Annotated in this window: 21 protein-coding genes; 9 read left to right on the top strand and 12 right to left on the bottom strand. The window is 42.7% G+C overall.

Annotated elements, in window-relative coordinates; all coding sequences use genetic code 11:
* Positions 1-82 precede the first annotated feature (82 nt).
* Positions 83-844, top strand: a complete 762-nt coding sequence (locus tag AB8P51_RS11585; protein ID WP_369748988.1) for an NYN domain-containing protein — start codon at positions 83-85, stop codon at positions 842-844.
* 96 nt (positions 845-940) lie between these two features.
* Positions 941-2,563: an amidohydrolase gene (locus AB8P51_RS11580; RefSeq protein ID WP_369748987.1), complete on the top strand. Its 1,623-nt coding sequence runs from the start codon at positions 941-943 to the stop codon at positions 2,561-2,563.
* Positions 2,564-2,620: 57 nt separating this feature from the next.
* On the opposite strand, the gene AB8P51_RS11575 is transcribed toward AB8P51_RS11580, so the two are convergent.
* Positions 2,621-3,166 (bottom strand): DUF2911 domain-containing protein, encoded by a 546-nt coding sequence (locus tag AB8P51_RS11575; protein ID WP_369748986.1) that lies wholly within the window; start codon positions 3,164-3,166, stop codon positions 2,621-2,623.
* Between the two features lie 240 nt (positions 3,167-3,406).
* Between AB8P51_RS11575 and asnB the strand changes: the two genes are divergently transcribed.
* Positions 3,407-5,077: an asparagine synthase B gene (asnB, locus tag AB8P51_RS11570; RefSeq protein WP_369748985.1), complete on the top strand. Its 1,671-nt coding sequence runs from the start codon at positions 3,407-3,409 to the stop codon at positions 5,075-5,077.
* 88 nt (positions 5,078-5,165) lie between these two features.
* On the opposite strand, the gene AB8P51_RS11565 is transcribed toward asnB, so the two are convergent.
* Entirely contained in the window at positions 5,166-6,611 is a 1,446-nt protein-coding gene (locus AB8P51_RS11565; RefSeq protein WP_369748984.1) for a DASS family sodium-coupled anion symporter, read from the bottom strand.
* 327 nt (positions 6,612-6,938) lie between these two features.
* On the opposite strand from AB8P51_RS11565, the gene gyrB reads away from it, so the two are divergent.
* Positions 6,939-8,876, top strand: a complete 1,938-nt coding sequence (gene gyrB / locus AB8P51_RS11560) for a DNA topoisomerase (ATP-hydrolyzing) subunit B (protein ID WP_369748983.1) — start codon at positions 6,939-6,941, stop codon at positions 8,874-8,876.
* A gap of 72 nt (positions 8,877-8,948) precedes the next feature.
* Complete coding sequence (locus tag AB8P51_RS11555; protein ID WP_369748982.1) at positions 8,949-9,962, top strand: DUF6588 family protein; 1,014 nt, start codon at positions 8,949-8,951, stop codon at positions 9,960-9,962.
* A gap of 81 nt (positions 9,963-10,043) precedes the next feature.
* Here AB8P51_RS11555 and AB8P51_RS11550 read toward each other — a convergent pair whose 3' ends face one another.
* Complete coding sequence (locus tag AB8P51_RS11550) at positions 10,044-10,415, bottom strand: hypothetical protein (RefSeq protein ID WP_369748981.1); 372 nt, start codon at positions 10,413-10,415, stop codon at positions 10,044-10,046.
* A 312-nt stretch (positions 10,416-10,727) separates the two neighbouring features.
* Between AB8P51_RS11550 and mdh the strand changes: the two genes are divergently transcribed.
* The gene (mdh, locus tag AB8P51_RS11545; protein ID WP_369748980.1) at positions 10,728-11,654 is read left to right on the top strand and encodes a malate dehydrogenase; all 927 of its coding nucleotides are present in this window, start codon (positions 10,728-10,730) and stop codon (positions 11,652-11,654) included.
* A gap of 194 nt (positions 11,655-11,848) precedes the next feature.
* The gene (secDF, locus tag AB8P51_RS11540) at positions 11,849-14,800 is read left to right on the top strand and encodes a protein translocase subunit SecDF (RefSeq protein WP_369748979.1); all 2,952 of its coding nucleotides are present in this window, start codon (positions 11,849-11,851) and stop codon (positions 14,798-14,800) included.
* Between the two features lie 61 nt (positions 14,801-14,861).
* Here secDF and AB8P51_RS11535 read toward each other — a convergent pair whose 3' ends face one another.
* The 5 genes from AB8P51_RS11535 to AB8P51_RS11515 form a co-directional block, all read right to left on the bottom strand.
* A complete protein-coding gene (locus tag AB8P51_RS11535; protein WP_369748978.1) occupies positions 14,862-15,239 on the bottom strand; it encodes a hypothetical protein in 378 nt (125 codons plus the stop codon).
* Between the two features lie 38 nt (positions 15,240-15,277).
* Complete coding sequence (locus tag AB8P51_RS11530) at positions 15,278-16,516, bottom strand: ATP-binding cassette domain-containing protein (RefSeq protein ID WP_369748977.1); 1,239 nt, start codon at positions 16,514-16,516, stop codon at positions 15,278-15,280.
* Between the two features lie 121 nt (positions 16,517-16,637).
* The gene (locus AB8P51_RS11525) at positions 16,638-19,148 is read right to left on the bottom strand and encodes a TonB-dependent receptor plug domain-containing protein (RefSeq protein WP_369748976.1); all 2,511 of its coding nucleotides are present in this window, start codon (positions 19,146-19,148) and stop codon (positions 16,638-16,640) included.
* Complete coding sequence (locus tag AB8P51_RS11520; protein ID WP_369748975.1) at positions 19,138-20,049, bottom strand: FecR family protein; 912 nt, start codon at positions 20,047-20,049, stop codon at positions 19,138-19,140. Before AB8P51_RS11520 ends, AB8P51_RS11525 begins: the two co-directional genes overlap by 11 nt.
* A gap of 47 nt (positions 20,050-20,096) precedes the next feature.
* Positions 20,097-20,621, bottom strand: a complete 525-nt coding sequence (locus AB8P51_RS11515; RefSeq protein ID WP_369748974.1) for an RNA polymerase sigma factor — start codon at positions 20,619-20,621, stop codon at positions 20,097-20,099.
* A gap of 117 nt (positions 20,622-20,738) precedes the next feature.
* Between AB8P51_RS11515 and AB8P51_RS11510 the strand changes: the two genes are divergently transcribed.
* Both AB8P51_RS11510 and AB8P51_RS11505 read left to right on the top strand, forming a co-directional pair.
* Complete coding sequence (locus AB8P51_RS11510; protein ID WP_369748973.1) at positions 20,739-21,815, top strand: hypothetical protein; 1,077 nt, start codon at positions 20,739-20,741, stop codon at positions 21,813-21,815.
* A 95-nt stretch (positions 21,816-21,910) separates the two neighbouring features.
* Positions 21,911-22,387, top strand: coding sequence for a hypothetical protein (locus AB8P51_RS11505; protein ID WP_369748972.1), 477 nt, complete (start codon positions 21,911-21,913; stop codon positions 22,385-22,387).
* Positions 22,388-22,458: 71 nt separating this feature from the next.
* On the opposite strand, the gene AB8P51_RS11500 is transcribed toward AB8P51_RS11505, so the two are convergent.
* The 4 genes from AB8P51_RS11500 to cysS all read right to left on the bottom strand — a co-directional run bounded on the left by AB8P51_RS11500 (position 22,459) and on the right by cysS (position 25,727).
* A complete protein-coding gene (locus AB8P51_RS11500) occupies positions 22,459-22,953 on the bottom strand; it encodes a DUF192 domain-containing protein (protein WP_369748971.1) in 495 nt (164 codons plus the stop codon).
* 11 nt (positions 22,954-22,964) lie between these two features.
* The gene (gene lgt / locus AB8P51_RS11495; protein ID WP_369748970.1) at positions 22,965-23,921 is read right to left on the bottom strand and encodes a prolipoprotein diacylglyceryl transferase; all 957 of its coding nucleotides are present in this window, start codon (positions 23,919-23,921) and stop codon (positions 22,965-22,967) included.
* A gap of 106 nt (positions 23,922-24,027) precedes the next feature.
* Positions 24,028-24,249, bottom strand: coding sequence for a membrane protein insertion efficiency factor YidD (yidD, locus tag AB8P51_RS11490; protein WP_369748969.1), 222 nt, complete (start codon positions 24,247-24,249; stop codon positions 24,028-24,030).
* Positions 24,246-25,727, bottom strand: a complete 1,482-nt coding sequence (gene cysS, locus AB8P51_RS11485; protein WP_369748968.1) for a cysteine--tRNA ligase — start codon at positions 25,725-25,727, stop codon at positions 24,246-24,248. The genes yidD and cysS overlap by 4 nt, the downstream gene beginning before the upstream one ends.
* Positions 25,728-25,741 lie beyond the last annotated feature (14 nt).

Raw genomic sequence — 25,741 nt, 5'->3', positions numbered from 1 at the left:
ATCAATTTATCCTATGTCCGGATATTATTTTAACCACAAGGGGAATTAAGAATAGAATACCGACCTTTACTAAAATTAAAATATGGATATAAATTTAGCTGTGCTGATAGATGGAGATAATATCCCATCAGCCTATGTAAAGGAAATGATGGAAGAGATTGCTAAGTATGGTAATCCCACTATTAAAAGAATTTATGGCGACTGGACCAACCCACGTCTGGGAAAATGGAAGAATGTTTTATTGGAGAACGCTATTACCCCCATCCAACAGTACGGTTACACAGCCGGTAAAAATGCAACCGATTCGGCCATGATCATCGATGCCATGGATATTCTGTATTCCGGGAAGGTCAATGGGTTTTGCCTGGTGAGCAGTGACAGCGATTTTACCCGCCTTGCCACACGATTGAGGGAAGCAGGAATGCAGGTATTTGGGATCGGGGAGAAAAAAACACCCAATCCGTTTATCGTGGCCTGTGATAAATTTATCTATATCGAGATCCTGAAAAAGCAATCGGAGGAAAGCTCGGTGGATTCTGAAGGCAGCAAGGCTGATAAAAAGAGTGGTGTAGATAAAATTACCCGGAAAGATATTCAGTTGATAACAGATACAGTAGATGATGTGGCTGATGATGACGGCTGGGCCTTTTTGGGAGACGTAGGTAGTCTGCTGCAGAAAAAACAACCCAATTTCGACTCCAGGAATTACGGGTATCAGAAACTTACACCCCTGATTAGTGCCCTGGGAGAATTCGAAATAGACAGGCGAGAAGATGCCAAAGGGAGGAAGAAGCTTATCTATGTAAAGATCAGGGAGAAAAAAGGGAAAGGTCCCAGAAAATAGTTCGGACCCCTATTCACATTCGGATTGACCTGATTTCATTATTTTTGGTCTGCTTAATTCAATCGGGTTCCTAATCTGATTCCAAATTATCACCTTATGAAAAAAGTACTTTTCTTCGCCTGCTTGGCAGCATTATTTGCCTGCGAGACTGCAGGCGAACCGGCAGACTTACTGCTGATCAATGCCCACATTTATACCGTAAATGAATCTTTTGATACGGCTGAAGCCCTGGCGGTTAGTGGGGGTAAGATCATCGCTGTAGGTACTAATGAAGAAATACAGGGAAAGTACCAGGGGGATAAAGTCATCGATGCCGGTGGGAAAACGGTTATACCCGGACTCATAGATGCACATTGTCATTTTTACGGTTTAGGCCTGAACCAATTAAAAGTAGATTTGGTGGGAACCGGTAGCTATGAAGAAGTATTGGAGCGGGTAAAAGAATTTCAGGACCAGAATCCTTCGAACTTCATCCAGGGCAGGGGATGGGACCAGAACGACTGGGAAGTAAAAGAATTTCCAACCAAAGAAGAGCTGGATGCGCTTTTTCCTGATATCCCTGTGGCCCTTGAAAGAGTTGACGGGCATGCATATCTAGTGAATCAAAAAGCACTTGACTTAGCAGGGATTACCGAAGCAACTACAGTTCAGGGAGGTGAGATCATCAAAAAGAATGGAAAGATTAGCGGGGTACTGGTAGATAACCCCATGGCCATGATCGACAAAATAATCCCTCCCCCAACAAGGGAAATGAACATAAAGGCATTGAAAGATGCGGAAGAACTCTGTCTGGAGTATGGCCTTACCACAGTAAATGATGCCGGACTCATGAAAGGTACCATAGAGCTCATAGACAGCCTGCAGCAGGAAGGAGAATTATCGATAAGGGTATATGCCATGGTGAGCAACTCTCCTGAAAATGTAGATCACTTCCTTAAGAAAGGAATTGTAAAGACAGACCGACTCAATGTACGATCGGTAAAAGTCTATGGAGATGGGGCATTGGGTTCAAGGGGAGCTGCTTTAAGGGAGCCCTATTCAGACCAGCCAGGGCATTTCGGAGCCATGGTTACTCCTGTGCAAGATATTGAAGCATTGGCCATGCGTATTGCAGCTTCCGATTACCAGATGAATACTCATGCGATAGGAGATTCAGCTAATATCGCAGTCCTAAGGGCGTACAAAAAGGCACTTGCTGGGAAAGACGACAGGCGCTGGAAAATTGAACATGCACAGGTTATTTCTGCTGAAGACTTTGATTATTTTAAAGAAGGAATAATTCCATCAATCCAACCCACTCATGCAACAAGTGATATGTACTGGGCAGAAGACAGGTTGGGGCCAGAAAGGGTGATAGGAGCATATGCCTTTAAAACATTGCTGGACAAGGCCGGGATGGTGGCCCTGGGAACCGATTTCCCGGTGGAGAAAGTAAGTCCGTTCCTCACCTTCTATGCCGCAGTGGCAAGGAAAGACTTAGAGGGGTATCCGGAAGGAGGCTTTCAGATGAACGATGCCTTATCGAGGGAAGAAACCCTGAAAGGAATGACCCTGTGGGCAGCCTACTCAAATTTTGAAGAAGATGAGAAAGGAAGTCTGGAAGTAGGAAAAGTGGCCGATTTCGTCATCTTAAGTGAGGACATAATGGAAATACCACTGGAAAAAATCCCCGATCTGGAGGCGGAAAAAGTCATTATAAATGGGGTTCAAATGAAATAGGCGAGAATAAAAAAAGCCGAAGCAGTCCGCTTCGGCTTTTTAATTCTTTATTTGATTTTACATTACAAAAGAAATAGGTACTGCAACACGGGTGGTTCCCCAGCCCATAATAAGGTGAACACCGTTATCAACTTCTTTGAAAGTCATCGAAAATGCCTCCAGTGAATCGGATGCGTTGGATACCATCCCTTTAACTCTTGCAACATCTCCGGAATCATCGTAGAAATATGATCCCCACTGATTCAGGTTTTTATTAAGGATGACTGTCCATCCGTCTTCTCCGGGAACGGTAAAGAGCGAATATGTACCCGCATCAACTTTTTGACCACCAATGGTAGCACCTTTGTAGAATGTGATTTCTGCCGCTTCGTTGGCACCCGTTCTCCACACCTTGCCCGCCGGAGCGAGGTCGTCGAGAGAACGGCCTTTAAGTTGAGGTCTGCTGTAGATCACTCTGACAGCCTTGTCAGAATTTTTGTAATCTGAGGGAAAAGAAGCCATGTCCATCGGGCTTTTATCCATTCCGCTAAAATCCTGTGCAATGGCATTACCTGAAAATACCAGGGCGCATACCATTAAAGTAAGTGTAAGTAAATTTTTCATAAGTATCGATTTTTAGTTCCTTCAAAGCTAATGGCTTCAAACGTCGCATTTTTATAAAGAGTCGTTAAAATTTTCACATCTTACAATTTTAGGGTAAAGTAATTCATTAGAGATGAATACATGTTAAATAGTAGTAAAAAATACGTTTTAAGTTATGAATTGAAACTATTTACCCTTCTTATATTTTATAATTAAAAGTATTGCTTCATCTTTGCCTATCTAAATCTAATGTAGAATAGTATGTGCGGAATTGTTTGTGCCTTTGATATTAAGGAAAGTAGTGAAGTGTTAAGGCCTCAGTTATTGGAAATGTCCAAAAAGGTCAGGCATCGCGGTCCGGATTGGAGCGGTATTTATTCAGATGACAAGGCTATCCTTGCTCATGAACGACTGGCGATAGTTGACCCGGCCTCGGGCAAGCAACCCTTGCTTAGTCCAGACGGGACACTTGTTTTGGCGGCCAATGGTGAAATTTATAATCATCGTGAGTTAAGGAAGCAATTTGAAGGAAAGTATCAGTTCAGAACCGAATCGGATTGTGAGGTGATCTTAGCCTTGTATCAGAAAAAAGGTCCTGCCTTTCTCGATGAGATGAATGGTATCTTCGGGTTTGCGATTTACGATTCTGTAAATGACTCCTATTTTGTGGCCCGGGATCATATGGGAATTATCCCTTTGTACATGGGATGGGACAAGAACGGTACTTTCTATGTTGCCTCAGAATTAAAAGCGCTTGAAGGGACATGCACCAAGATCGAATTATTTCCTCCCGGGCATTACCTGCACAGTGATGACGGGGAATTAAAACGATGGTATTCGCGCGATTGGATGGAATTCGATGCCGTTAAAGACAACCAAACCAGTATTGAAGAAATTCGCGAAGCCCTGGAGGCAGCAGTACATCGTCAATTGATGTCGGATGTGCCATATGGTGTTCTTTTATCCGGCGGATTGGATTCTTCTGTCACATCGGCCATTGCCAAAAAATTCGCACAGAAGAGGATTGAATCTGACGATACCACGGAGGCATGGTGGCCTCAGCTACATTCTTTTTCGGTCGGACTCGATGGCTCGCCCGACCTTGCGGCGGCCAGAAAGGTGGCAGACCAGATCGGTACCGTACACCACGAAATTAAATTCACGATCCAGGAAGGATTAGATGCCATTAAGGATGTCATTTACAACCTGGAAACCTATGACATCACTACAATAAGGGCTTCTACCCCTATGTACCTGATGGCCAGAGTGATCAAATCCATGGGAATTAAGATGGTTTTATCAGGGGAAGGAGCCGATGAATTATTCGGGGGCTATCTTTACTTTCACAAGGCACCAAATGCAAAGGAATTCCACGAAGAGACCGTTAGGAAACTCGATAAACTTCATATGTACGATTGTCTCAGGGCAAATAAATCCCTGGCAGCCTGGGGTATTGAGGGAAGAGTTCCCTTCCTCGACAAAGAATTCATGGATGTCGCTATGCGGATCAATCCCAAAGACAAAATGATCAATGGGGAACGCATGGAAAAATGGGTAGTGCGAAAGGCTTTCGAATCCTATCTGCCCGAAAGTGTTGCCTGGAGACAGAAAGAACAATTTTCGGATGGGGTAGGATATAGCTGGATTGATACGCTAAAGGAAATGGTTGCAAAAGAAATTAGTGATGAGCAATTGGCCAATGCAAAATTTCGTTTCCCGATTCAGACCCCTTCTTCGAAGGAAGAATTTTACTATCGTTCCATCTTTGAGTCGCATTTCCCCTCTGATGCTGCGGCGTTGTGCGTGCCTCAGGAAGCTTCTGTGGCCTGTAGCACTAAAATCGCCCTGGAATGGGATGAAGCATTTAAAAATATGAACGACCCCTCAGGAAGGGCCGTGGCACAGGTGCATGAGGATGCCTATGTTAAATGAAACTGATCAATGATTGAATCAGGTTTTGTATTGAATTTGCAGGAAGCACCCCAAAGGGTGCTTCTTTGATTTCGGTCTGGCCCATACCTTACAAGAATACAAAGGTGATTAAGACGATGGCACAAATGATCAGGGGACCTAGTATTCCCAATAAAAGTCCGCCATACCTGAAGTCTTTTTGCTCAAGTCGTCCCGTACTGTAAGCAATGGCATTGGGAGGAGTTGAAATGGGCAGGAACAAAGCTGTTGAAGCGCATAGTCCAATAACCAGAGGCAGAACAATGGGATTCTGATAGGTAAGAATGATCCCCAGTGGGATCAAAACGGTGGCTGTAGCCGTATTGCTCATCACGTTCGACATAAAGACTGTTAAAAAGGCAAATAATAGCACCAGGATGATAAAATTAAGATCGAATTGTGCGATTTTTTCCACGTAAAAATCTGCAAGTCCCGTTTCTTTGATTGACAAGCCCAGGGCCAGTCCGCCCGCAACGAGCATCAGGGTATCCCAGGGGAGTTTTCGAACGTCATCGGCTGTGACAATTCCTGTCATCGTCAGTAGGATGATGGGGAGCAGGGAAACTACAGATGCCGGGATACCATGCAATTTCTCGGTTAACCATAAAAGGAGGGTGAGGCACAGCACCCCAATCACGATACGCTTTTTAATTTTTTCAAACCGATAGGATTCATCATCGGTCTGAGTTACATCCTCGTCTATGGCGATTATAATTTTATCTTGTTTGGCAATGTATTTCCTGGTAAGCAGATACCAGAACAAAACCGTAAGAATCAAAGCAAGGGGGAAACCAATCACCATCCATTCAAGGAAGCCAATGTCGATACCATGGTTATTCAAAGCCTCAACGGCGATGGCGTTTGGAGGTGATCCAATTAGTGTCCCCATCCCTCCGATAGTTGCTGCCCCGGCTATGCCAATTAGAATAGCCTTGGACATAGGCGCATTTTTGTCAATGGTATTAAGAAATGGCAATACGGAAGCAACCATCATAGCCGTAGTGGCCGTATTAGACATGATCATTGAGAAAAGGGAGGTGGTAAGCATCAGTCCCAGGAGAACCATAGTAGGCGATGTTCCCATCCGCGATATACTTATCCGGAAAACTACTTTGTCTAATTGGGTCTTGCTCATAGCTTCGGCTATAAAAAAGCCGCCGAGCATCAACCAGATTACACTGCTCGACCAGGAATTAATGTAACCTATATAATGCGAGCGAACATTATCCGGATCTACCTCCGAATAATGGCTGTTCATAGCAAAAATGAGAAAACCAAAAACCATCAGACCAACCGCAAAGGGCGGAATGGCTTCGGTAACCCATAGGCCGATGGCCAGAAAAAGGAGAAAAAGGACATAGATCTGTGCCTGATCAAGACCAGGTTCGTACATCGCATAGGTAAGGCCAAAGGAAAAAATAATACAAAGCAGGAAATAGATGACCCTGCTTTGCACATCGACGACCTTTTGAATATGTGACATCAGTTTCAGAGAAACACCTCTGGAATCGCTCATGATCTGCAGTTTTAATTAGGTGTAAAATTAATCTGAGATGCAGGAATAAAACCTAATAATTATCATATAAAATTAATTTTTTACACCTCGCTTAAAATGGTCGTAAATTGTTGTTAAAATGTTAATAACTTCATAGCTTATACCTTGCCTCATCCCTATATTTCACGGGCTTTTCTTTATATTTGTAAGATTGCAATATTTTAGACAGTCCAAGGGGTTTTAAAGAAGATAAATCCATCAGATTTTGAAACTTTCAGGATTGTTTTTGCTTTTAGTGAAGAATGGTTCGATAAGAACCTGAACAACAAAGAAACTTTAATCGATTTTATGAGCGAAGAGAAGAAAAATAAATATTCAGCGGATAGTATTCAGGCCCTTGAAGGGATAGAACATGTAAGAATGCGCCCTTCAATGTATATTGGAGATGTAGGCGTAAGAGGCTTGCACCACCTGGTTTATGAAGTAGTGGATAACTCTATCGATGAGGCCATGGGAGGTCATTGTGATACCATCAGTGTAATTATTAACGAGGATAATTCCGTTTCTGTAAGGGATAATGGACGGGGAATCCCCGTGGACCTCCACAAAAAGGAAGGTGTTTCCGCCCTGGAGGTTGTCATGACAAAGATTGGAGCCGGAGGGAAGTTTGACAAAGATTCATACAAAGTTTCCGGTGGATTGCACGGGGTAGGTGTATCTGTTGTAAACGCACTCTCCAACACTCTTAAGGCTACCGTTTTCCGGGATGGAAAGACCTGGGAACAGGAATACGAAAGAGGGAAAGCACTTTATCCGGTAAAAAGTACCGGCACCACTAAAGACAGGGGGACGGAGGTAACCTTTCATCCCGATGAGCAAATTTTCACTCAGACCATTGAATTCAGTTATGAGACGCTCTCGAACAGAATGCGCGAACTGGCCTACCTGAATAAAGGGATTACTATTACCATAACAGATCGTAGGCAGAAAGATAAGGATGGCGAATTTGTATCAGATGTCTTCCATTCTGAAGAGGGTCTGAAGGAATTTATCCGATTTCTCGACGGGAACCGTGAATCCCTCATTCAGAATATCATTGCCATGGAAGGGGAAAAGAACGATATCCCTGTGGAAGTAGCAATGGTATACAATACCGGATATACGGAAAACCTTCACTCCTATGTGAACAATATCAACACTCATGAAGGAGGAACCCATTTATCGGGTTTCCGAAGGGGGCTTACGACCACCTTAAAGAAGTATGCCGATGCTTCAGGAATGCTCGATAAACTGAAATTTGAGATTCAGGGGGATGACTTCCGGGAAGGCCTTACCGCGATTGTTTCTGTAAAGGTTGCGGAGCCTCAGTTTGAAGGTCAGACCAAGACAAAGCTGGGAAACAGGGAAGTATCCTCAGCGGTTAGTCAGGCAGTATCAGAAATGCTGACCAACTATCTTGAAGAGAACCCGGATGATGCCAAAATAATAGTACAGAAGGTAATTCTTGCGGCTCAGGCCCGTCATGCGGCTACCAAGGCCCGTGAAATGGTTCAGCGGAAGAATGTGATGTCAGGAGGCGGGTTGCCGGGAAAATTATCCGATTGCTCGGAACAGGACCCAGCCCTATGCGAAGTATTCCTGGTGGAGGGAGATTCCGCAGGGGGAACGGCCAAACAGGGTCGGGATCGTAAATTCCAGGCCATTCTGCCATTGAGGGGAAAAATCCTCAATGTGGAGAAAGCCATGCAGCACAAAGTATTCGAGAATGAAGAGATTAAGAATATTTATACTGCCCTGGGTGTTACCATTGGAACCGAAGAGGACAGCAAGGCTTTGAATCTTGAAAAACTCCGCTACCACAAGGTAATTATCATGTGTGATGCTGATGTGGATGGAAGTCATATTGAAACACTGATCCTAACCTTCTTCTTCCGTTATATGAGGGAATTGATAGAGGCAGGCCACGTTTACATAGCTACCCCGCCTCTGTACCTTGTGAAAAAAGGAAGTAAGAAGAACTATGCCTGGAATGATAAGGAACGAGACGAAATAGCAGAAAGCTATAAAGGCGGAGTAAGCATACAGCGGTACAAAGGTCTCGGGGAGATGAATGCGGAACAGCTTTGGGATACCACAATGAATCCTCAGTTCAGGACGCTAAGGCAGGTCACCATTGACAATGCTACAGAATCAGACAGAATATTCTCCATGTTGATGGGGGATGAAGTACCTCCCAGAAGGGAGTTTATCGAGAAAAATGCGGTTTATGCCAACATTGATGCATAAAAAAGAGCATTACACAACAAAAACTCGTACCCCAGGTGCGAGTTTTTTAGTTTTAGGCAAAATTTAATCGATATGAAAAATCTATTGCTTGCTATGATGGGATTTTGTGTACTGACCGTTCAGGCACAATCTGATGTCAATGATCTTTTTGCAGCCGGGGTGGAGGATGCTGAAACCTTTATGAACGACTATCTCGCTCCTGTATCAGAAGGGGCTATTTACAGTATATCCGGATCCTGGTTCAATACCGGTGATGCCAAGCCCCTGGGTGGCTTTGAAATTTCCGTTATTGGGAACATAACCGGATTTAAAAACAAGGAAGATAAAAAGACCTTTGTTCTGAACACAGCCGACTACCAAAACCTTCAGTTTGTTGATGGTAGTACCACTAAAACTGTTTCTTCAGCTTTAGGAGAAATAGAAGGTGTGAGGGTATTCGTGGAGGCCGAAGTTGCCCCCGGTGTAACTTCCAGAGAAGAGTTTGATCTCCCTTCTGGTTTGGCCGCTGAGGATATCAACTTTATCCCCTCGGGATTTATTCAGGGAAGTGTTGGCTTAATCAAAGGAACTGAACTCAAGGCCCGATTCCTTCCCAAAATAGATACAGACGACGTTGCTGTTAGTCTATATGGGGTAGGGATTCAGCATGAATTTACGAAGCACCTGCCTGCGGATAAGATATTACCTATAGCTATCTCCGGTGTTATTGGTTATACCCATATTAACGGTACCTATGATTTTACAGATACCAGTATCATTGCCGGTTCTGATCAGAAAATTGATGCAAAGATCAATACCTGGGTTTTTCAGGCTGTGGTCTCAACCAAGCTTCCGGTAATCAATTTTTACGGTAGCCTGGGGTATCTGTCAGGTAAATCTGAAACAGCTATCCTCGGTACATACGATGTGCAATCAGGGCCATTTCAGGAAACTTATACAGATCCCTTTACTTTAAACAAAGATGCCAGCGGCGTAACAGCCAACGTGGGTACAAAACTCAAGCTGGGCTTTTTCAGATTACATGCTGATTATACCTTAGCGGAATTCAATAACTTTTCTTTTGGTCTGAGCTTCGGTTTCAGGTAGAAAAAAATAGTTGAATACAAAATAAAACAGCCTTCCAATCGGAAGGCTGTTTTGCATTTATAAAAAAAAGCAGGGGATACTTTATTCTTTGAGCGCAAGAATGTTACCCTGAACATCCTCCAGTACTGTTCCTTCGTCCGAATTTTTCATGCTCACCTGATGCGCGGGCATATCCGTTCCCGGGTAGGAAATAGTGTATACGCCTTTGTCCTGTGTCCAGCTAAAATCTGTTTTAACCGTTAACTGATTTCCATCGTAAGAATGATATCGACCCAGATAAACGTCGTTGAAAATCCATTCTTGCCGATATGTTTGCCTTCCGGTTTCGGAGTTTTCAGCAAATTCGACTTTTGACCAAATCCCGATTATGGGATCATTGTTTTCGGGGATTCGGGTACAATTACTCACCGAAATAATGGTGATAATAGCCATGAGGGAAAATAGCTTTTTCAAAATGTAGGTTTTTAGATTTGGGATCTGTTGCAGGAAGCTAACGCCCCAAAGTAAGCCTGTATTGCCATTTTTCGACGAACAGCACCTTCCATACCTATAAATTCGATGAACGTCACCACCCCCTATCTAAAAAAAAGCACTTTGAATGTTAATCAGAAAATTTAAATCATTAAAAATAATCCTTGCTTTCTGACGGTCTAGTACAAGAGAATTTCCTATTTTTGCTACGCTTTTTAGTCGACAAACAAGTCCAGTAAAATAAGGCGTTTACGGCTAATTCGTAGAGTTGAAAACAAGCTAAAAAACACAAATATGAAAATTACAGTTGTTGGTGCGGGTGCCGTTGGTGCAAGTTGCGCAGAGTACATTGCTATTAAAGATTTTGCCTCGGAGGTCGTACTTCTTGATATAAAGGAGGGATTTGCTGAAGGAAAGGCTATGGATCTGATGCAAACTGCCTCCCTCAACGGTTTTGACACCAAAATTACGGGAACAACAAGCGATTATTCAAAAACTGCGGGAAGTGATATTGCCGTGATTACCTCAGGGATTCCAAGGAAACCGGGAATGACGAGAGAAGAATTAATAGGGATCAACGCGGGAATTGTAAAAACAGTTGCCACCAGCCTGATTGAGCACTCGCCGAATGTAATCCTGATTGTTGTGAGTAATCCAATGGACACTATGACTTACCTGGTACACAAGGTTACAGGTCTCCCGAAAGAACGAATCATCGGGATGGGCGGAGCTCTTGATAGTGCACGATTTAAATACAGATTGGCAGAAGCCCTTGGAGCCCCTATATCGGATGTGGATGGTATGGTGATCGGAGGACATAGCGATACTGGCATGGTTCCTTTGGCAAGACACGCGACCAGGAACAGTGTAAAAGTTTCCGAGTTCCTTTCCGCTGATCGATTAGCTCAGGTGGTTGAAGACACCAAAGTAGGGGGTGCCACTTTAACAAAATTATTAGGAACAAGTGCCTGGTATGCTCCGGGTGCAGCCGTTTCCGGACTGGTTCAGGCCATTGCCTGCGATCTGAAAAAGCTCTTCCCATGTTCAACTTTCCTGAACGGAGAGTATGACCTTGAGGATATCTGTATCGGAGTACCTGTGATTCTCGGGAAAAACGGGATCGAAAAGATTGTTGAAATTGAACTTGATCAGACAGAAAAAGATAAAATGCAGTCAAGTGCCGAAGGTGTTAGAAAAACCAACGGCCTTTTACAGGTTTAAGGGGCAGAACACAGAATTAGAAACAGCGTTCCCTCCCCGGGAGCGCTTTTTTTTATGGCCTATCCGGTGTCTTACTCATCTTTGACAAAGGGCTGTATTTCGCCTATAAATCATTTAAATAAATTGTCAGTTCCTCTTGGAAATGATATATTTGCACGCTATTTACGGATACCATCAATTAATTCAAAACTCAGATGCAGAATAAAGGACTGATTAAGCTTTTTGCTTTTTTGTTCGGGATTGTAAGTATTTATCAACTTTCTTACACTTTCATTACAAGTAAACTAGAGGACGAGGCGGAATCTTTTGCCGCCGCAAAGATCCCTTCAACCGTAGACGATTATGTTGCAGAGCGTGAAGCCCTGGAAGCCAGATACCTTGATTCTATAGGGGATAATCCGGTATTGGGATTCACCTCCTACAAAGATGCCAAAAAGAAGGAGCTTAATAAAGGGCTCGACCTTAAAGGTGGAATCAATGTTACGCTGCAGATTTCTGTAAAGGATATCCTCAAAGGGTTGGCAGACAATACTAAAAACCCTGTTTTTAACAAGGCACTGGCCGATGCTGACCTTGCTTCAAAAAGCAGCGACGATACCTACCTCGACTTATTCTTTGATGCCTTTGATAACATCAAGGGTGACACCAAGCTGGCATCGCCTGATATCTTTGCAAATAAGGCCCTGAGTGATGAGATTAATTTCCAGATGACCGATGATCAGGTGAAACCGATTATCAGGAGGAAAATAGACGAGTCGATTGTTTCTGCCTTTGAAGTTCTGAGGGAACGTATTGATGGTTTTGGGGTCACCCAGCCCAATATCCAACGTGAAGGTACTTCTGGAAGAATACTGGTAGAGTTACCAGGAGCAAGAGATATAGCCAGAGCTCAGGACCTGCTTTCAAGTACGGCCCAGCTCGAATTCTGGGAGACCTACGAGCCGGGAAATCAGAGTTTGATCAACTTCTTTATTCAGGCAAATGAAAGGCTCAAAACCCTGGTGGAGGATACTTCAGATGAACAGGTTAAAGAAGCTTCAGAGATAGATACGCTGCTTTCGGATGTGGCTCAGGACTCCCTTGACCTCACCGCAGAGCGCAACCCGCTTTTTGAGAAACTACAATTAAACGGCCCGGGCTTTGCCATAGGGGTCGCTGCAGTAAAGGATACCGCAGAAATCGGTTCCTGGCTGCGTATGCCCGAAATAAGAAGGTTACTCCCTTCAGAAGTACAATTCACTAAATTTTTATGGGAACGTCCATCACAGGATTCTGAGGTGGCTTCTCTGTTTGCCTTAAAATCGAATAGAGACGCACTCCCTCGTATTAGTGGTGATGTTGTGAGTGATGCCAGGGACCAGTTCGACCAGTTTAACCGGCCTGCTGTAGGAATGGATATGAACGTGCGCGGTGCCAAGGAATGGGAAAAACTCACCAATGAGGCTAATCTGAATAATACAGGTATTGCCATCGTTCTCGACAACAAGGTCTATACTGCACCAGGAGTTTCCCAGGTAGGAGGAATTTCTGGAGGTAGTTCAGAAATCACAGGTACCTTCACCGTTAATGAAACTAAAGATATTGCCAATGTACTGCGGGCTGGTAAGTTACCGGCTTCTGCTGAAATAATCGACTCATTTGTTGTAGGCCCCTCCTTAGGGCAGGAAGCCATAGATAGTGGTTTTACCTCTTTCCTGATCGCTATGATATTTGTATTGATCTGGATGCTGTTTTACTACGGGAAGGCAGGTATTTTTGCTGATATAGCCTTGGTATTTAACATCGTGCTCATCTTTGGTGTACTGGCAAGCTTGGGGGCTGTTCTTACCTTACCCGGTATTGCAGGTATTGTATTAACCATAGGTATGTCGGTTGATGCAAACGTACTCATCTTTGAGAGGATCAAGGAAGAACTACAAAAAGGCAAAGGCAAAGGCCAGGCGATTAACGACGGATTTAACAATGCTTTGTCATCCATTCTCGATGCCAATATCACTACAGGTTTAACAGCATTGATACTCCTGGTTTTTGGATCAGGACCAATTAAAGGTTTTGCCACCACCCTGATCATCGGTATCCTTACCTCTCTTTTTACTGCCATATTTATTACCAGACTCCTTGTGGATTGGTATATCTCAGGAAAAGGGAGAACACTTACCTTCTCAACGGCTATTACTAAGAATCTGTTCACCAATATGAACATCAATTTCTTGAGTAAAAGGAAGATTGCCTATGTCATCTCAGGGATCATTGTGATCTCAGGAATCGTTTCTCTAACTACCCGTGGTTTAGATCAGGGGGTCGACTTTGTAGGAGGGCGGAACTATCAGATCCGATTTGTGGACCCTGTTAGTCCCTCGGAAATAACTGCCGACCTTACCGCTGCCCTGGGAAGCGCCAGTGCCAAAACCTTTGGGGATGCCAATCAGATTATGGTTACCACCAAATACAAGGTAGACGTGCAGGGAACCGAAGTAGATGATGAGATTTTAGGAATATTGTTCACTACACTTCAAAAATATTTTCCTGACGGAGCTTCGTATGAGGATTTTGTTCCCGGGGGAACCAACGAGGATATCGGGGTAATGAAGTACAGAAAGGTCGGACCTACCATTGCCGATGATATTAAAAAGAACGCAGTATGGGCAGTCTTTGGCTCCCTGGCTGTAGTATTTCTTTACATTCTCTTGCGATTCAGGAAATGGCAATTCTCTCTGGGTGCGGTTGCGGCTGTATTCCATGATGTACTTATCGTATTAGGGGTCTTTTCTTTCTTTAGTCCCTTCATGCCTTTTAGCATGGAAATAGATCAGGCTTTTATTGCAGCCATACTAACCGTAATTGGTTACTCTCTGAATGATACGGTGGTTGTATTCGACCGGATCCGGGAGATTGTAGCTGAAAAAGGATTTAATGCAGGTATCAACATCAATGAGGCCCTGAACAGTACTTTGAGCAGGACACTGAATACCTCTTTAACTACCTTAGTGGTACTGTTGTCTATCTTTATTTTTGGAGGCGAAACCCTCAGGGGCTTTATGTTTGCCATGATAGTAGGTATCATTGTGGGTACTTATTCATCATTATTCATTGCTACCCCGGTGATGTTCGACACACTAAAAGAGAAGATCACGAGAAAGAATTAAGTTTTGAATTAAAAAACCGCTCACTGAGCGGTTTTTTAATTATTCTATATATTCAAAAATATCAGGTCAACAACCATTTCCTGGCCTCCCGTTTATTCGTGAAGAGTTTCATTTCATATCCCAGATTAGTCATCACTGTTTCTGTAAAAGACAGGTGTTGAAATTGCTTGTCCGTTTTTACTACCACTGATAATTTATAGTCGGGTTGCCATCCAAAGGTGGAAGCTGCATCCACCAGGTTGAACTTGGAACTAGTAGAATGCTGACCTTCCAGATCGATAAGGGCTAAAATTAAATTTCTATCCTCTTGCTTACAAAGCTCCGCTACTTTGGACCATCGTTCTACAGCTTCCTTTAACTCCTTTCCGGGTAGTAAGGTGCCCTTAATGTGCACTTCAAGGTATTTAGGAAGAACACGATATTCTAATGTGTAAGGCATATTTGAACGAAATTTCTTTAAAATAGTAAAATAAGAGATTACGACAAAATTTTAGCAATTGACCCCTGATTTGTAGGAATCAATTCCATAATTGATTTAGGTCTCAAACCTGGTTCTCTTCTGTGAGAGACAAAAACGATAGCTACTGTACTTTCTTTTCCCAATTTGTTGACCAGATGTACCACCAATTTGGCTGCCTGGTCATCGAGGTCGGCAGTGGGCTCATCGAGAATCAACAATAGCGGTTGTTTAATCATGGCCCTGGCGCACATGATCAGTCTTTGTTGTCCTTTACTCAGATCGTGAAAGTATGTGTCCTTGTGATTTCCGAGACCCAGTAATCTGAGCCAGTCTCTGGCCAGACTTTTTTGTTGTTCCGTGGGGCGGGTGTAGAGTCCGATAGAATCTACCAGGCCGGAGATCAGCATATTTTCCAGGCTGTGGTATCCTCTGAAACTGTCGGTGAGGGCAGGGGTGATGTAGCCGATATGCTTTTTAATATCCCACACACTTTCTCCGCTTCCTTTTTTCTGGCCGAAAAGCATAATGTCTTGCCCGTATGCCTTGGGGCTGTCACCTGTGATTAAAGACAATAAAGTGGTCTTTCCACTGCCATTGGCTCCCCTTAACTCCCAAAAATCTCCCCTTGATATCTTCCATGATATATTCTTGAGTACCGCCTTGTCCTTAAAAGCAACAGAGACATTCTTTAATTCTACCAAATTCTCTTGTTGATAAGAATTACTTTGGAAGGATCTGGGCAGATCATATTGAAAAAATTCCTTCTCTTCTGAACTGGTCGCGGAGTTTATCGGAATTTCACTTGTCCATTGAAGTTCCTGATCTTGCCATAAGGCGTACTTGCTAATTTGAGGTAGTAGATCATCTATACGACTCAGGATCTGGATAAGACTGGTTGTTTGGGATAAGTCATTAATCTTCATTAATAACTCCGCTCGTGCAGACTGATCGAGGTTTTCAAAAGGGTTATCCAGGATAAGGTATTCAGGCTTTTCAGATAAAATATGCGTAAAAAGTGCTTTTTTACGTTCCCCGCTCGACATGGACTGAAGGCTTTGAGCTTGGTTTCTGGTCAGTATTTTACGATCGTGTCTTCGCTCCTCATCCATCCATTTCTGAATTTCGGCAGTGGAGAAAAGGGCACCTTTCTTGTCCTCTAGTGACTCGAAACCTTCGGGCAGTGGTCCGTTGAGCAACTTATCCACCAAGCTGGTTATCCGGGTTGAATTCTCTGTAAAAATTGCCCAATGGAGCATGGTTGACCTAATTTTCAGTTTTGCGAATTATGATAAATAATAAATGCAAATATAGGTGATGAGGAAAAAGGGAGTGTTTTAAGTTGTGTCATTCTCCGCTGATCTTCACCAATTTTACACTTTAAAAGCTTAGTTTGAATACGGCATTGGGGGTAATACCCAGGGAGTTTTGTGAAAAGGCATTAGCTTCATCAAGGCTATTAGGCCGGTAAAATCTGCTAACTGTATTTTCCCGATTTAACAGATTCCAAACAGAAAACCCTATCTGGGCTTTTGTCCCGGAACCTGGGGTAAAGGCATATAAAGCAGATAAATCGACACGCATATAATCCTGAAAACGATCTGAATTACTGGCTTGAAAATTCACGGTATTATTTACTACGGGAGTAGTGTCGTCAGGTTGAGTTGTGGGTTTACCTGTGCGCCAGTTCCATCCCGCAGCAAGACGCAAATGATCATTTTGATAGGCTAGGCCGAAGGTCAGGCTATGGGTGATATCATAATTACTGGGAAAAACTCTTTCTGGCAGCTCCGTAAAATTATACTCAGCGTCCAGATAGGAATAGCTCAGCCATGTATTTATGTCTTTAAATTGTTTGCGAACTAATACATCCATTCCTGTAGCGGTATAGCTTCCCTGGGCTTTGGTGAATTCATATTGATTCTGAAATCCCTGACTTTGGGCCGTAATTCCATCCACTTCTTTATAAAAGCCCACGATATTCGCCAACCAGCCTGATCTGTTAAAACTCAGACCTGCGGACGCCTGATTACTTGTTATGACGGGAATTTCAATTTCATCAGACAACTGCCAGCGCCGTTTTTCAATACCTAAAAAATCATTTTGAAAGTTGATCACCTGAGAGGTATACTGATTTTTAGACTCGCCCAGAATTTCAATGTTAAACCATTTTGCAAAGCGGTGATTAATACTCAGTCTTGGCTCATATAATTTGCGATCAAATTTGTCCAGGTAATTAAATCGAAGTCCAAGACGTGCACTGGTAGTTCTGTTTTCAGAAAAAAGCCCAAGAGATGTGAAACCACTGTGCACACGGAGGACATTTCCCTCCAGTCTTCTAAAAACAGGGTCGTCAATATCGTCAAGATTGGTTACTTTGGTCTCAGTGAATTGATACCCTGATATCCAGTGCAATAGGTTGGTCAGGCGGATCGTTGTATTGATTCTGGCTGCCGTTTCAGAAACCTTATTTTCCTGAAGAAAGCGTTGATCTGCCTCAATATTGGCATTAATAGCTTTCAGATTGTAGTCGGTATTGTATAGGTCGAGCTCCGTACTAACTTTTTCAGACCATTGTCGCCGGTAGTTAAAACCTCCTGCAATCGTTCCCTGAATAAGGCTGCTTTCCCGTGTAACAGGTGCATTATCAATATCCGTATTTTCATTAAAGACGAGTTCATTTCTGGCAAGGATAAAATTTAATCGAACCCGATCCCTGGAGGAAGGATGCCATAGCCATCTTAAGGAGGTGTCGTAAAAATCAAAGGTTTTATCAGAATTAACCACATTGATAGTATTGTTTTCAACCTCAGTATCCTGTGAAATTCTTGAGAAATACTCTGTATAGGTCGGACTTTCAACAAAATCATTAATTGCTTTTCTGCCAGCTACCTGAAGGGAAGAGTTATTTCCAAGTGGGGTATCGACAAAACCGCTGACATCTATAAAATTCATACCCAGGGAACCACTGAATTTCTCATTGATCTCATTTGAAGTTTCCATTGAAATGGTACCGGAAACACCATCTGTCATAAAGGCCGGAGTACCGTTCTTCCGCAGTGCAACTTTTTGGGTGATCATGGGGTTGAACATAGAGATCAAGCCGAAAAAATGCCCTGATTGATACATTTTAATCCCATCCCATAACAGTAGGTTCTGATCGTTAGTCCCTCCCCTGATATTGATATCGGATACAGTCTCATTGACACTTTGTATACCGGGGAAAGCCTGTACGGCCTGTAGTACATCCGTCTCGATTAAACCGGGTAGAATACTGAAGCGGTCAAAATCTATAAGATAGGATCCATCGTCGAGCTGGTCTATTCCTTTGATTAGGAAGTCGTACAAAACAATTTCCTGAAGTTCCAGTTGTTGGGGAATCAGAAGAATGTTGAGGCAAGGTGCCGAATCAGATTTACCCGTAGGAGCCTCATGATTTCGATAACCTATAAATCGAACAGAAATCAAATCTGATATTCCATTGATATCGAGTTCAAAATATCCATTTTCGTCCGATATGGCAGATCCAAGGCTGCTTTGAACGGTTGCAGAAGAAAGGGTTTTACCAGTATTCCGGTCTTTAATATAACCACAAATAGTTTTTACGGGTTTTTGAATGGAAATGAATTTATTGGGTAATTCAGAATAGAGTAGTCCGGTTTGATCTGAGAGATAGTTGAGAATTTTGTCAATGGGCCATTGTATATCCGGGGGTACTACCTCAATATCTCTAATGGTTGCTGTGCCGTAGTTAAAGCGATATCCGTGAGAACTGGTGATATCTTCGAGTACTTGCTGCAGAGGCAGGGTGTCATCTGTTTCCTGAGAGTATCCGGTGGTACCGAACCACAAGAGCAGGACTACAAGTATTGAAGACCACTTAATTTTCACGTTTGCTTATTGTCACCAGCTGGTTTTCCGAAATACTGAAGCTAAGGCCAAAGGGTTCCGTAACAGAACGCAGGGCATTTTCTAGATCATTGTGTACAAAGCCTCCTGTAAAGAGACTTTCCCCGGAGACTTCATTCAGGATTATTTCTACATTATACTGCCTTTCGAGTTCTTCTATTACTTCAATAAATGGAGATTCTATAAAGTCGCTTACCCCAGAATTCCATTGTGGACTTTCCATTGCAGATTTACTCCTGATCAATTCGCCTTTATGTAGTCTCAGTCTTTCCCCGGCTCTTAATTCTTCGGTAAAATTTCCGGAAACTACCTTCACAATCCCTTCGAAGCAAATCACTTCAAAGTTTTCTTCTCTCTGTCTGACATTAAATTCTGTGCCCAAAACTGAAACCGATCCTTTGTCAGTGATCACATCGAACCTGGCCCCTTTGGCAACATCGAAGAAAGCCTCTCCTTTTAGCGTTAACGATCTGTTGTTTTTCCACTTTTTAGCAGAATAGGTGATTTCAGAAACGGCGTTAAGAGTAACCAGGGATGCATCGGGTAACTCAACAGTGGTTTTTTGACCGGCCAGGGTTTCAATTTTTACCTCAGGTTTGAATTGGAAAAAATAAAACAAAGCAAAACCCAGAACAAAAACACTGGCTATTCTTAAGATCCACCTTGTGGGATTCAACTTTCTTACAATGACTTCTTTTTCAGGAAGACGTTGTTTGAGCGATTCAAAATTGGATAATTGCGAGAAATGGGAAGCCTTAAAAGAGGATGCATCAGCTATTAGCTTTTGGTAAAAAGAATAGTCCTCCGATTTCTGAAATGTTTCCATTTCAGCCTCAGAAAGACTGTTATTCAACCACTTTTCTAATAAGGAATTCTGATCCATATTTCTTTTACCTATCTATATAACAACCTTATCGCCGTTTTTCCTGATTATTTTATCCGAAAATTTTCCAATTCCTCTTTAAGCACCTTAAATGCTGAATAAATTCGGTATTCAACAACTTTTCGTGTAACTCCTAATAATTGAGCAATCTCTTCGTGTTTTTTTCCCTCCACTTTGTTGAGCATAAAGGCTACACGCTGTTCTTCTGTAAGTTTAGCCAGCGTCTGCTGGTATTTTTTAAAATACTGCTCCTCTTCCATAAGAAATTCCGGATTTTCATTAGTGCGATCAATGGGTTTCTCTTTCTGGTAACGCAACACCACTTTGCGATGTTTCAGGTCGTTGAGAACCATATTGTTCGCTACTTTATAAAGAAAACCCCTGGCTTTGGAAAAGAGTACCTTTTTACAGTTTTCCCATAACTTAATAAAGGCATCCTGGGTCTTGTCATTGGGATTGCAGCTTTCACCAAATTTGTAGTACAGGTAGTTGTGCAGTTCAGTGGCGTATGAATCGTAAAGATGTTTATAGGTATCCTCTTCGCAGATATCTTGATTTAGCTCTTCGCTCAAAACATAACTCTTATTAATACGTTAAATGTAGAAATTAAAATTTTAAGTTTTTTTTCAGGAGAAAGGATTGCATAGTTGTTTTATTAGTAAACAGTTTAATTTAAATCTTAGTATGCTATGCAAAATGTATTGAAACTATTAACCGTATTAATGTTCGTCCCCCTGCTTTTAACCTCATGCCGGGAGGAAGAATCAGTCCTTATTGAAGGACCTCAGGACGAGGTTCTCAAAGCCAACTCTGCCGTGGCAAACTTAATGCAAAGGACGGCGATGAACGATGGTTCAGACGATAACATCGTAGACCAGGCCAATTGCTTTTCCCTCGAATTTCCATTTACAGTTGTAGTTAACGGAATGGAAATCACTGTTAATTCAGAAGAAGATCTCGATACCGTAGAGGATATTCTGGATGAATTTGATGATGATGACGATACCATTGAAATAGAATTCCCAATTACTATAATTCTCAATGACTTTAGTGAAGTAGCGATCAATTCCGTAGAGGAATTTGAGAATTATGCCGATGACTGTGAAGGGGAAAACGAATTCGATGATGATATTGAATGTATCGATATCGCCTATCCTATTACCGTTTCTGTATTTGATACGAATAATGAATTAATTGATACAATTACTATTTCTAGTGATGAGGATCTGTATTTCTTCCTGGAAGAACTCGATGAGGATTTAATAGTAAATGTGGAGTTTCCAATTACACTTGTGCTGTCTGACGGCACCGAAGTATCTGTGGCGAATCTGGACCAGCTCGAAGATGTCATTGATGACGCCAAGGATGATTGTGATGAAGATGATGATTACGACTACAACGATGATGATTGTGACAATTGTACCACAGAACAACTTTCCGATTTTATTACCGGATGTGATGGCTGGTATGTGAAGGATTTTGAACGTAATGACATGGACCTCGATGAGCAATATGTAGGCTATACCTTCACTTTCCTCAGCGACGGTACCTTAACTGCTGATACAAGCACAGAAAGCTTTCCGGGAACCTGGTCGGCTAGTGGATCTGAAAATGCGATTACTGTGACTATCAATATTCCTGATTTGCCTGATTTCAATGACGACTGGATGTTGCATGAACTCGATCAGGATGGAGATGAACTCGAAGTAGACCTTCGCCTGCCAAATGACGATGAACTGGAATTCAGGAGTTCCTGTAATCCTTAAGAGAATACCCGGCAATGATCCTGATTTGTAAAGGGAGCGAGAACAGTAGGGATCATTGCCTTTTTTATCACAATAACACTTAAACTTTAATAACTATGAAAAAGTCTTTTATTTACTTCACTTTAATGGGGCTGGCCATTGTCCTCAATGCATGTTCCTCTGATAACAGTGATGAAGAAATGCAAACAAGTTCAGAATCTGTTCAGGCAGTTTCCAACTTGGTAATCTCAGGAAGCTGGAGTATTACAAGCTATGTGGATTCGGGTACTGATGAAACCAGTGATTATACGGGTTACTCCTTCACTTTTAATGCCGATGGGAGTCTGGATGCCGTAAACGGAAGTACGATGATAACCGGAACATGGTCGATAACCAGTGATGACAGCTCAGATGATGACGATTACGACAGTATGGATGATATTGATTTTAATATTTTCTTTTCTGCACCCCCCGATTTTGAAGAACTTTCTGACGACTGGGATATTGTTTCCAGGTCTTCTACCCGAATTGAACTTATTGATATCAGTGGAGGAAATGGAGGAACGGATACTCTTACTTTCGAGAAAAACTAAGAACTTCTTTTTTGCCCCAACTATCTTACTTGTGATGCTGTGATATGAACTGCCCCTCTTTGGGGCAGTTTTTAATTAATTCTTATATAAGAAATCGAATCTCCTTTAGAAAGTTTCCAATGATCTGCAAGTCCGGCATTTACTTCAAGTACATACATTACCGGAACTTCGGAAGGTAATCCCGCTTCATTCATGGGTTGTGCATCTTTCACAATGCTGGTTACCATCAGATCTTTATCGATATAAATAATATCAAGCGGGAAACGGGTATTTTTCATATAGAAACTGTGATATGCCTCTTCAGGGAAAATAAATAACATACCCTGATTCTGTTCCATACTCTCCCGGTACATGAGTCCGGTTTGTGTCTCATAATCACTCTCGGCAATCTCTATGTCGAGCTCAGCCAGGAGGGTATCCGACTCTGCCCTGTAGACGGACAGTGTCCCTTCTTTGGTAAAGGTAACAGGTGCTGTACTGACTGACTTTTTAGCCTCTTGCTTGCAGCTTCCGGAGATAAATAATACTGCGGTAAAAATCAGGAGGAAATAAAAAACTCTTTTCATCGCGAATCCTTTTACGCTCTTCTGGGTTTAAACATAAAGAACAGCCCGATGAGGATAAAAGGAATACTCAGCCACTGCCCTGTTGAAAGAAGTCCCAGGGATTCCTCAAATCCACCCTGACTTTTCTTGACGTATTCCACGAAAAATCGGATCGTCCACAGCAGGACCAGAAACAAGCCAAAAAGATAACCGGGATGGTTTTTTTTCTCTGTCTTCCAATAGAGGAAATGCAGGATAAGGAAAACAAAGATATAGCAAATCCCTTCGTAGAGTTGTGCTGGGTGCCTGTATGGGATGGCTTCCAGATATTCCGAAAACTGGGGGTTGTTCTCCAGCGCTTTATAAGCAGCATTGACCGTTTTTTCCTTAGTGATCCTCATGGCGGAGGACGCCGGCATATCATCACTGTCGCGAACAAATTTGGTGGCGAAAAGGAAAGATTTCTCCACTATTTTCCCATTGATCTCTGAATTGAAGAAGTTGCCCAGGCGAACGCAAAAGGCCCCTATGGCAACAGGAATGACAACCCGATCGAGGATCCAGAGCATTTTAAAGCCTTTGTGTTTTCGGGTATAAAGGTACATGCCTATGATAATTCCGATAGCCGCCCCATGGCTAGCCAAACCGGTGAAACCCGTAAACTCATATCCATTGATAAGACCAAATAAGCTGCTTCCTGCCCTTTCTCTAATCGGGAGCAGTATCTCGAGCAAATGATTGGAGTAATACGGCCAGTCGTAAAAAATAACATGACCCAGACGCGCTCCCAACATGGTAGCAATTACGGTATAGATAAAAAGGGAGTCGAGTTCCTGAACTGTTTTTTTCTCCTTGAGGAAGATTCTCTTCATAATGAACCAGCCTAAAGCAAAGGCTATGATCCACAGCAGGTTGTAATACTTGATCTGGAGAAATCCGATCTTAAAAAGTGTGTCAGCAGGATTCCAGATAAAACCTAGGAAATGCATAGGATATTTTTTTAAGCGACTAAGATAAGGAAATACGAAGAGAGCAAAATAGATTATCGATGCTTCTCACAGAAAAAACAATCTTCCAGAGAAAATCACAAACGTTTTACGGAACAGGATCATAACCACTTCCACCCCAGGGATGGCAACTAAAAATTCGCTTTATAGATAACCAACCACCTTTGAACAAGCCGTGTTTTCTGAGGGCTTCAAGAGTGTACTGGGAGCAGGTTGGGGAATATCGGCAACTGGAGGGTAAATAGGGCGAGATCAATAATTGATACCCGCGTACCAGGAAAACAAATGGGGCTATGAGTATTTTTTTCATGTGATACTAAAGGTAGTACCTTCTTTTCCGTCCATGAGTTGAATCCCCATATCGGCCAATTCATCTCTGATCTTATCCGAAGTGGCAAAATCCTTATTGGCCCTGGCTTCATTGCGCAGTTGAATCAGCAGAGCTACCACTCCACCCAGTTTGTCAGAAGATGCAGTAAGCTGTGTAGTAGATTCCAGTCCAAGGACATCAAACACAAATTGGTTCATGGTTTCGGAGAGAATCTTAAGGTCGGTCTCGGAAACTTGTGCTTTACCCTCTTTAATCAGATTGATAAATTTCACGCCTTCAAACAATACGGCAATCAAAACCGGAGTATTGAAGTCGTCATTCATCGCGTCATAGCACTTCTGTCTCCAGGCCGGCATATCTATACCTGATGTATTCGAACTTGTTAAACCATCGATCAGACTCAAGGCGTCCATCAATCTGTGATAGCCTTTTTCAGACGCCAGCAAGGCCTCGTTACTGAGATCCAGGATGCTGGTATAATGTGCCTGCATCATAAAAAAACGAACCACCGAAGGCGCAAAAGGTTTGCTTAATATGTCGTTTTCCCCGGAAAAAATCTCATTTGGTAAAATGTTATTCCCCGTAGATTTTGCCATTTTCTTCCCATTCATGGTCAGCATATTGGCATGCAACCAATATTTTACGGGGGAGTTGCCATGTGATGCCTCAGATTGAGCGATCTCACATTCGTGATGAGGAAATTTGAGGTCCATACCACCTCCGTGGATGTCGAAGGTTTCCCCAAGGTACTTTGTACTCATCGCTGTACATTCCAGATGCCATCCCGGAAATCCATCCCCCCAGGGGGAAGGCCATCGCATAATGTGCTGTGGTTCTGCCTTTTTCCAGAGGGCAAAATCCTGAGGATTTCGCTTTTCATCCTGGGCGGTTAGCTCACGGGTATTACTGATCATATCCTCCAGTTTTCGCCCGCTTAACTTCCCGTATTCATGTGTTTCATTAAATTTTACAACGTCGAAATAAACCGATCCGTTGATCTCATAGGCATATCCATTTTCAAGGATTTCCTTGATGATTTCAATCTGTTCAATGATATGCCCCGTTGCTGTAGGCTCAATACTTGGAGGAAGAAAGTTAAATTTCTGCAGAATGTTATGGAAGTCAACTGTATATCTCTGAACAACTTCCATAGGCTCAATCTGTTCCAGTCGGGCCTTTTTGGCGATCTTATCTTCCCCTTCATCTGCATCGTCTTCCAGGTGACCTGCATCGGTTATATTCCGGACATATCTGACCTTGTAATCGAGGTGTTTGAGATAACGAAAGATCATGTCAAAAGACATAAACGTACGGCAATTTCCCAGATGTACATTGCTGTACACAGTGGGACCACATACATACATGCCTACATGACCTTCATTGATGGGGATGAATTTCTCTTTTTTCCCCGAAAGGGAATTGTAAATTCTAAGTTCTTGTTCCTGATACTTCGCCATTAGGATGCCCGGAG

The sequence above is a fragment of the Muriicola sp. SD30 genome, assembly GCF_041205185.1.
Taxonomy (GTDB): Bacteria; Bacteroidota; Bacteroidia; order Flavobacteriales; family Flavobacteriaceae; genus Muriicola.
The sequence above is the reverse complement of the archived record's forward strand: the minus strand, read 5'-3'. Positions and strand labels throughout refer to the sequence as shown.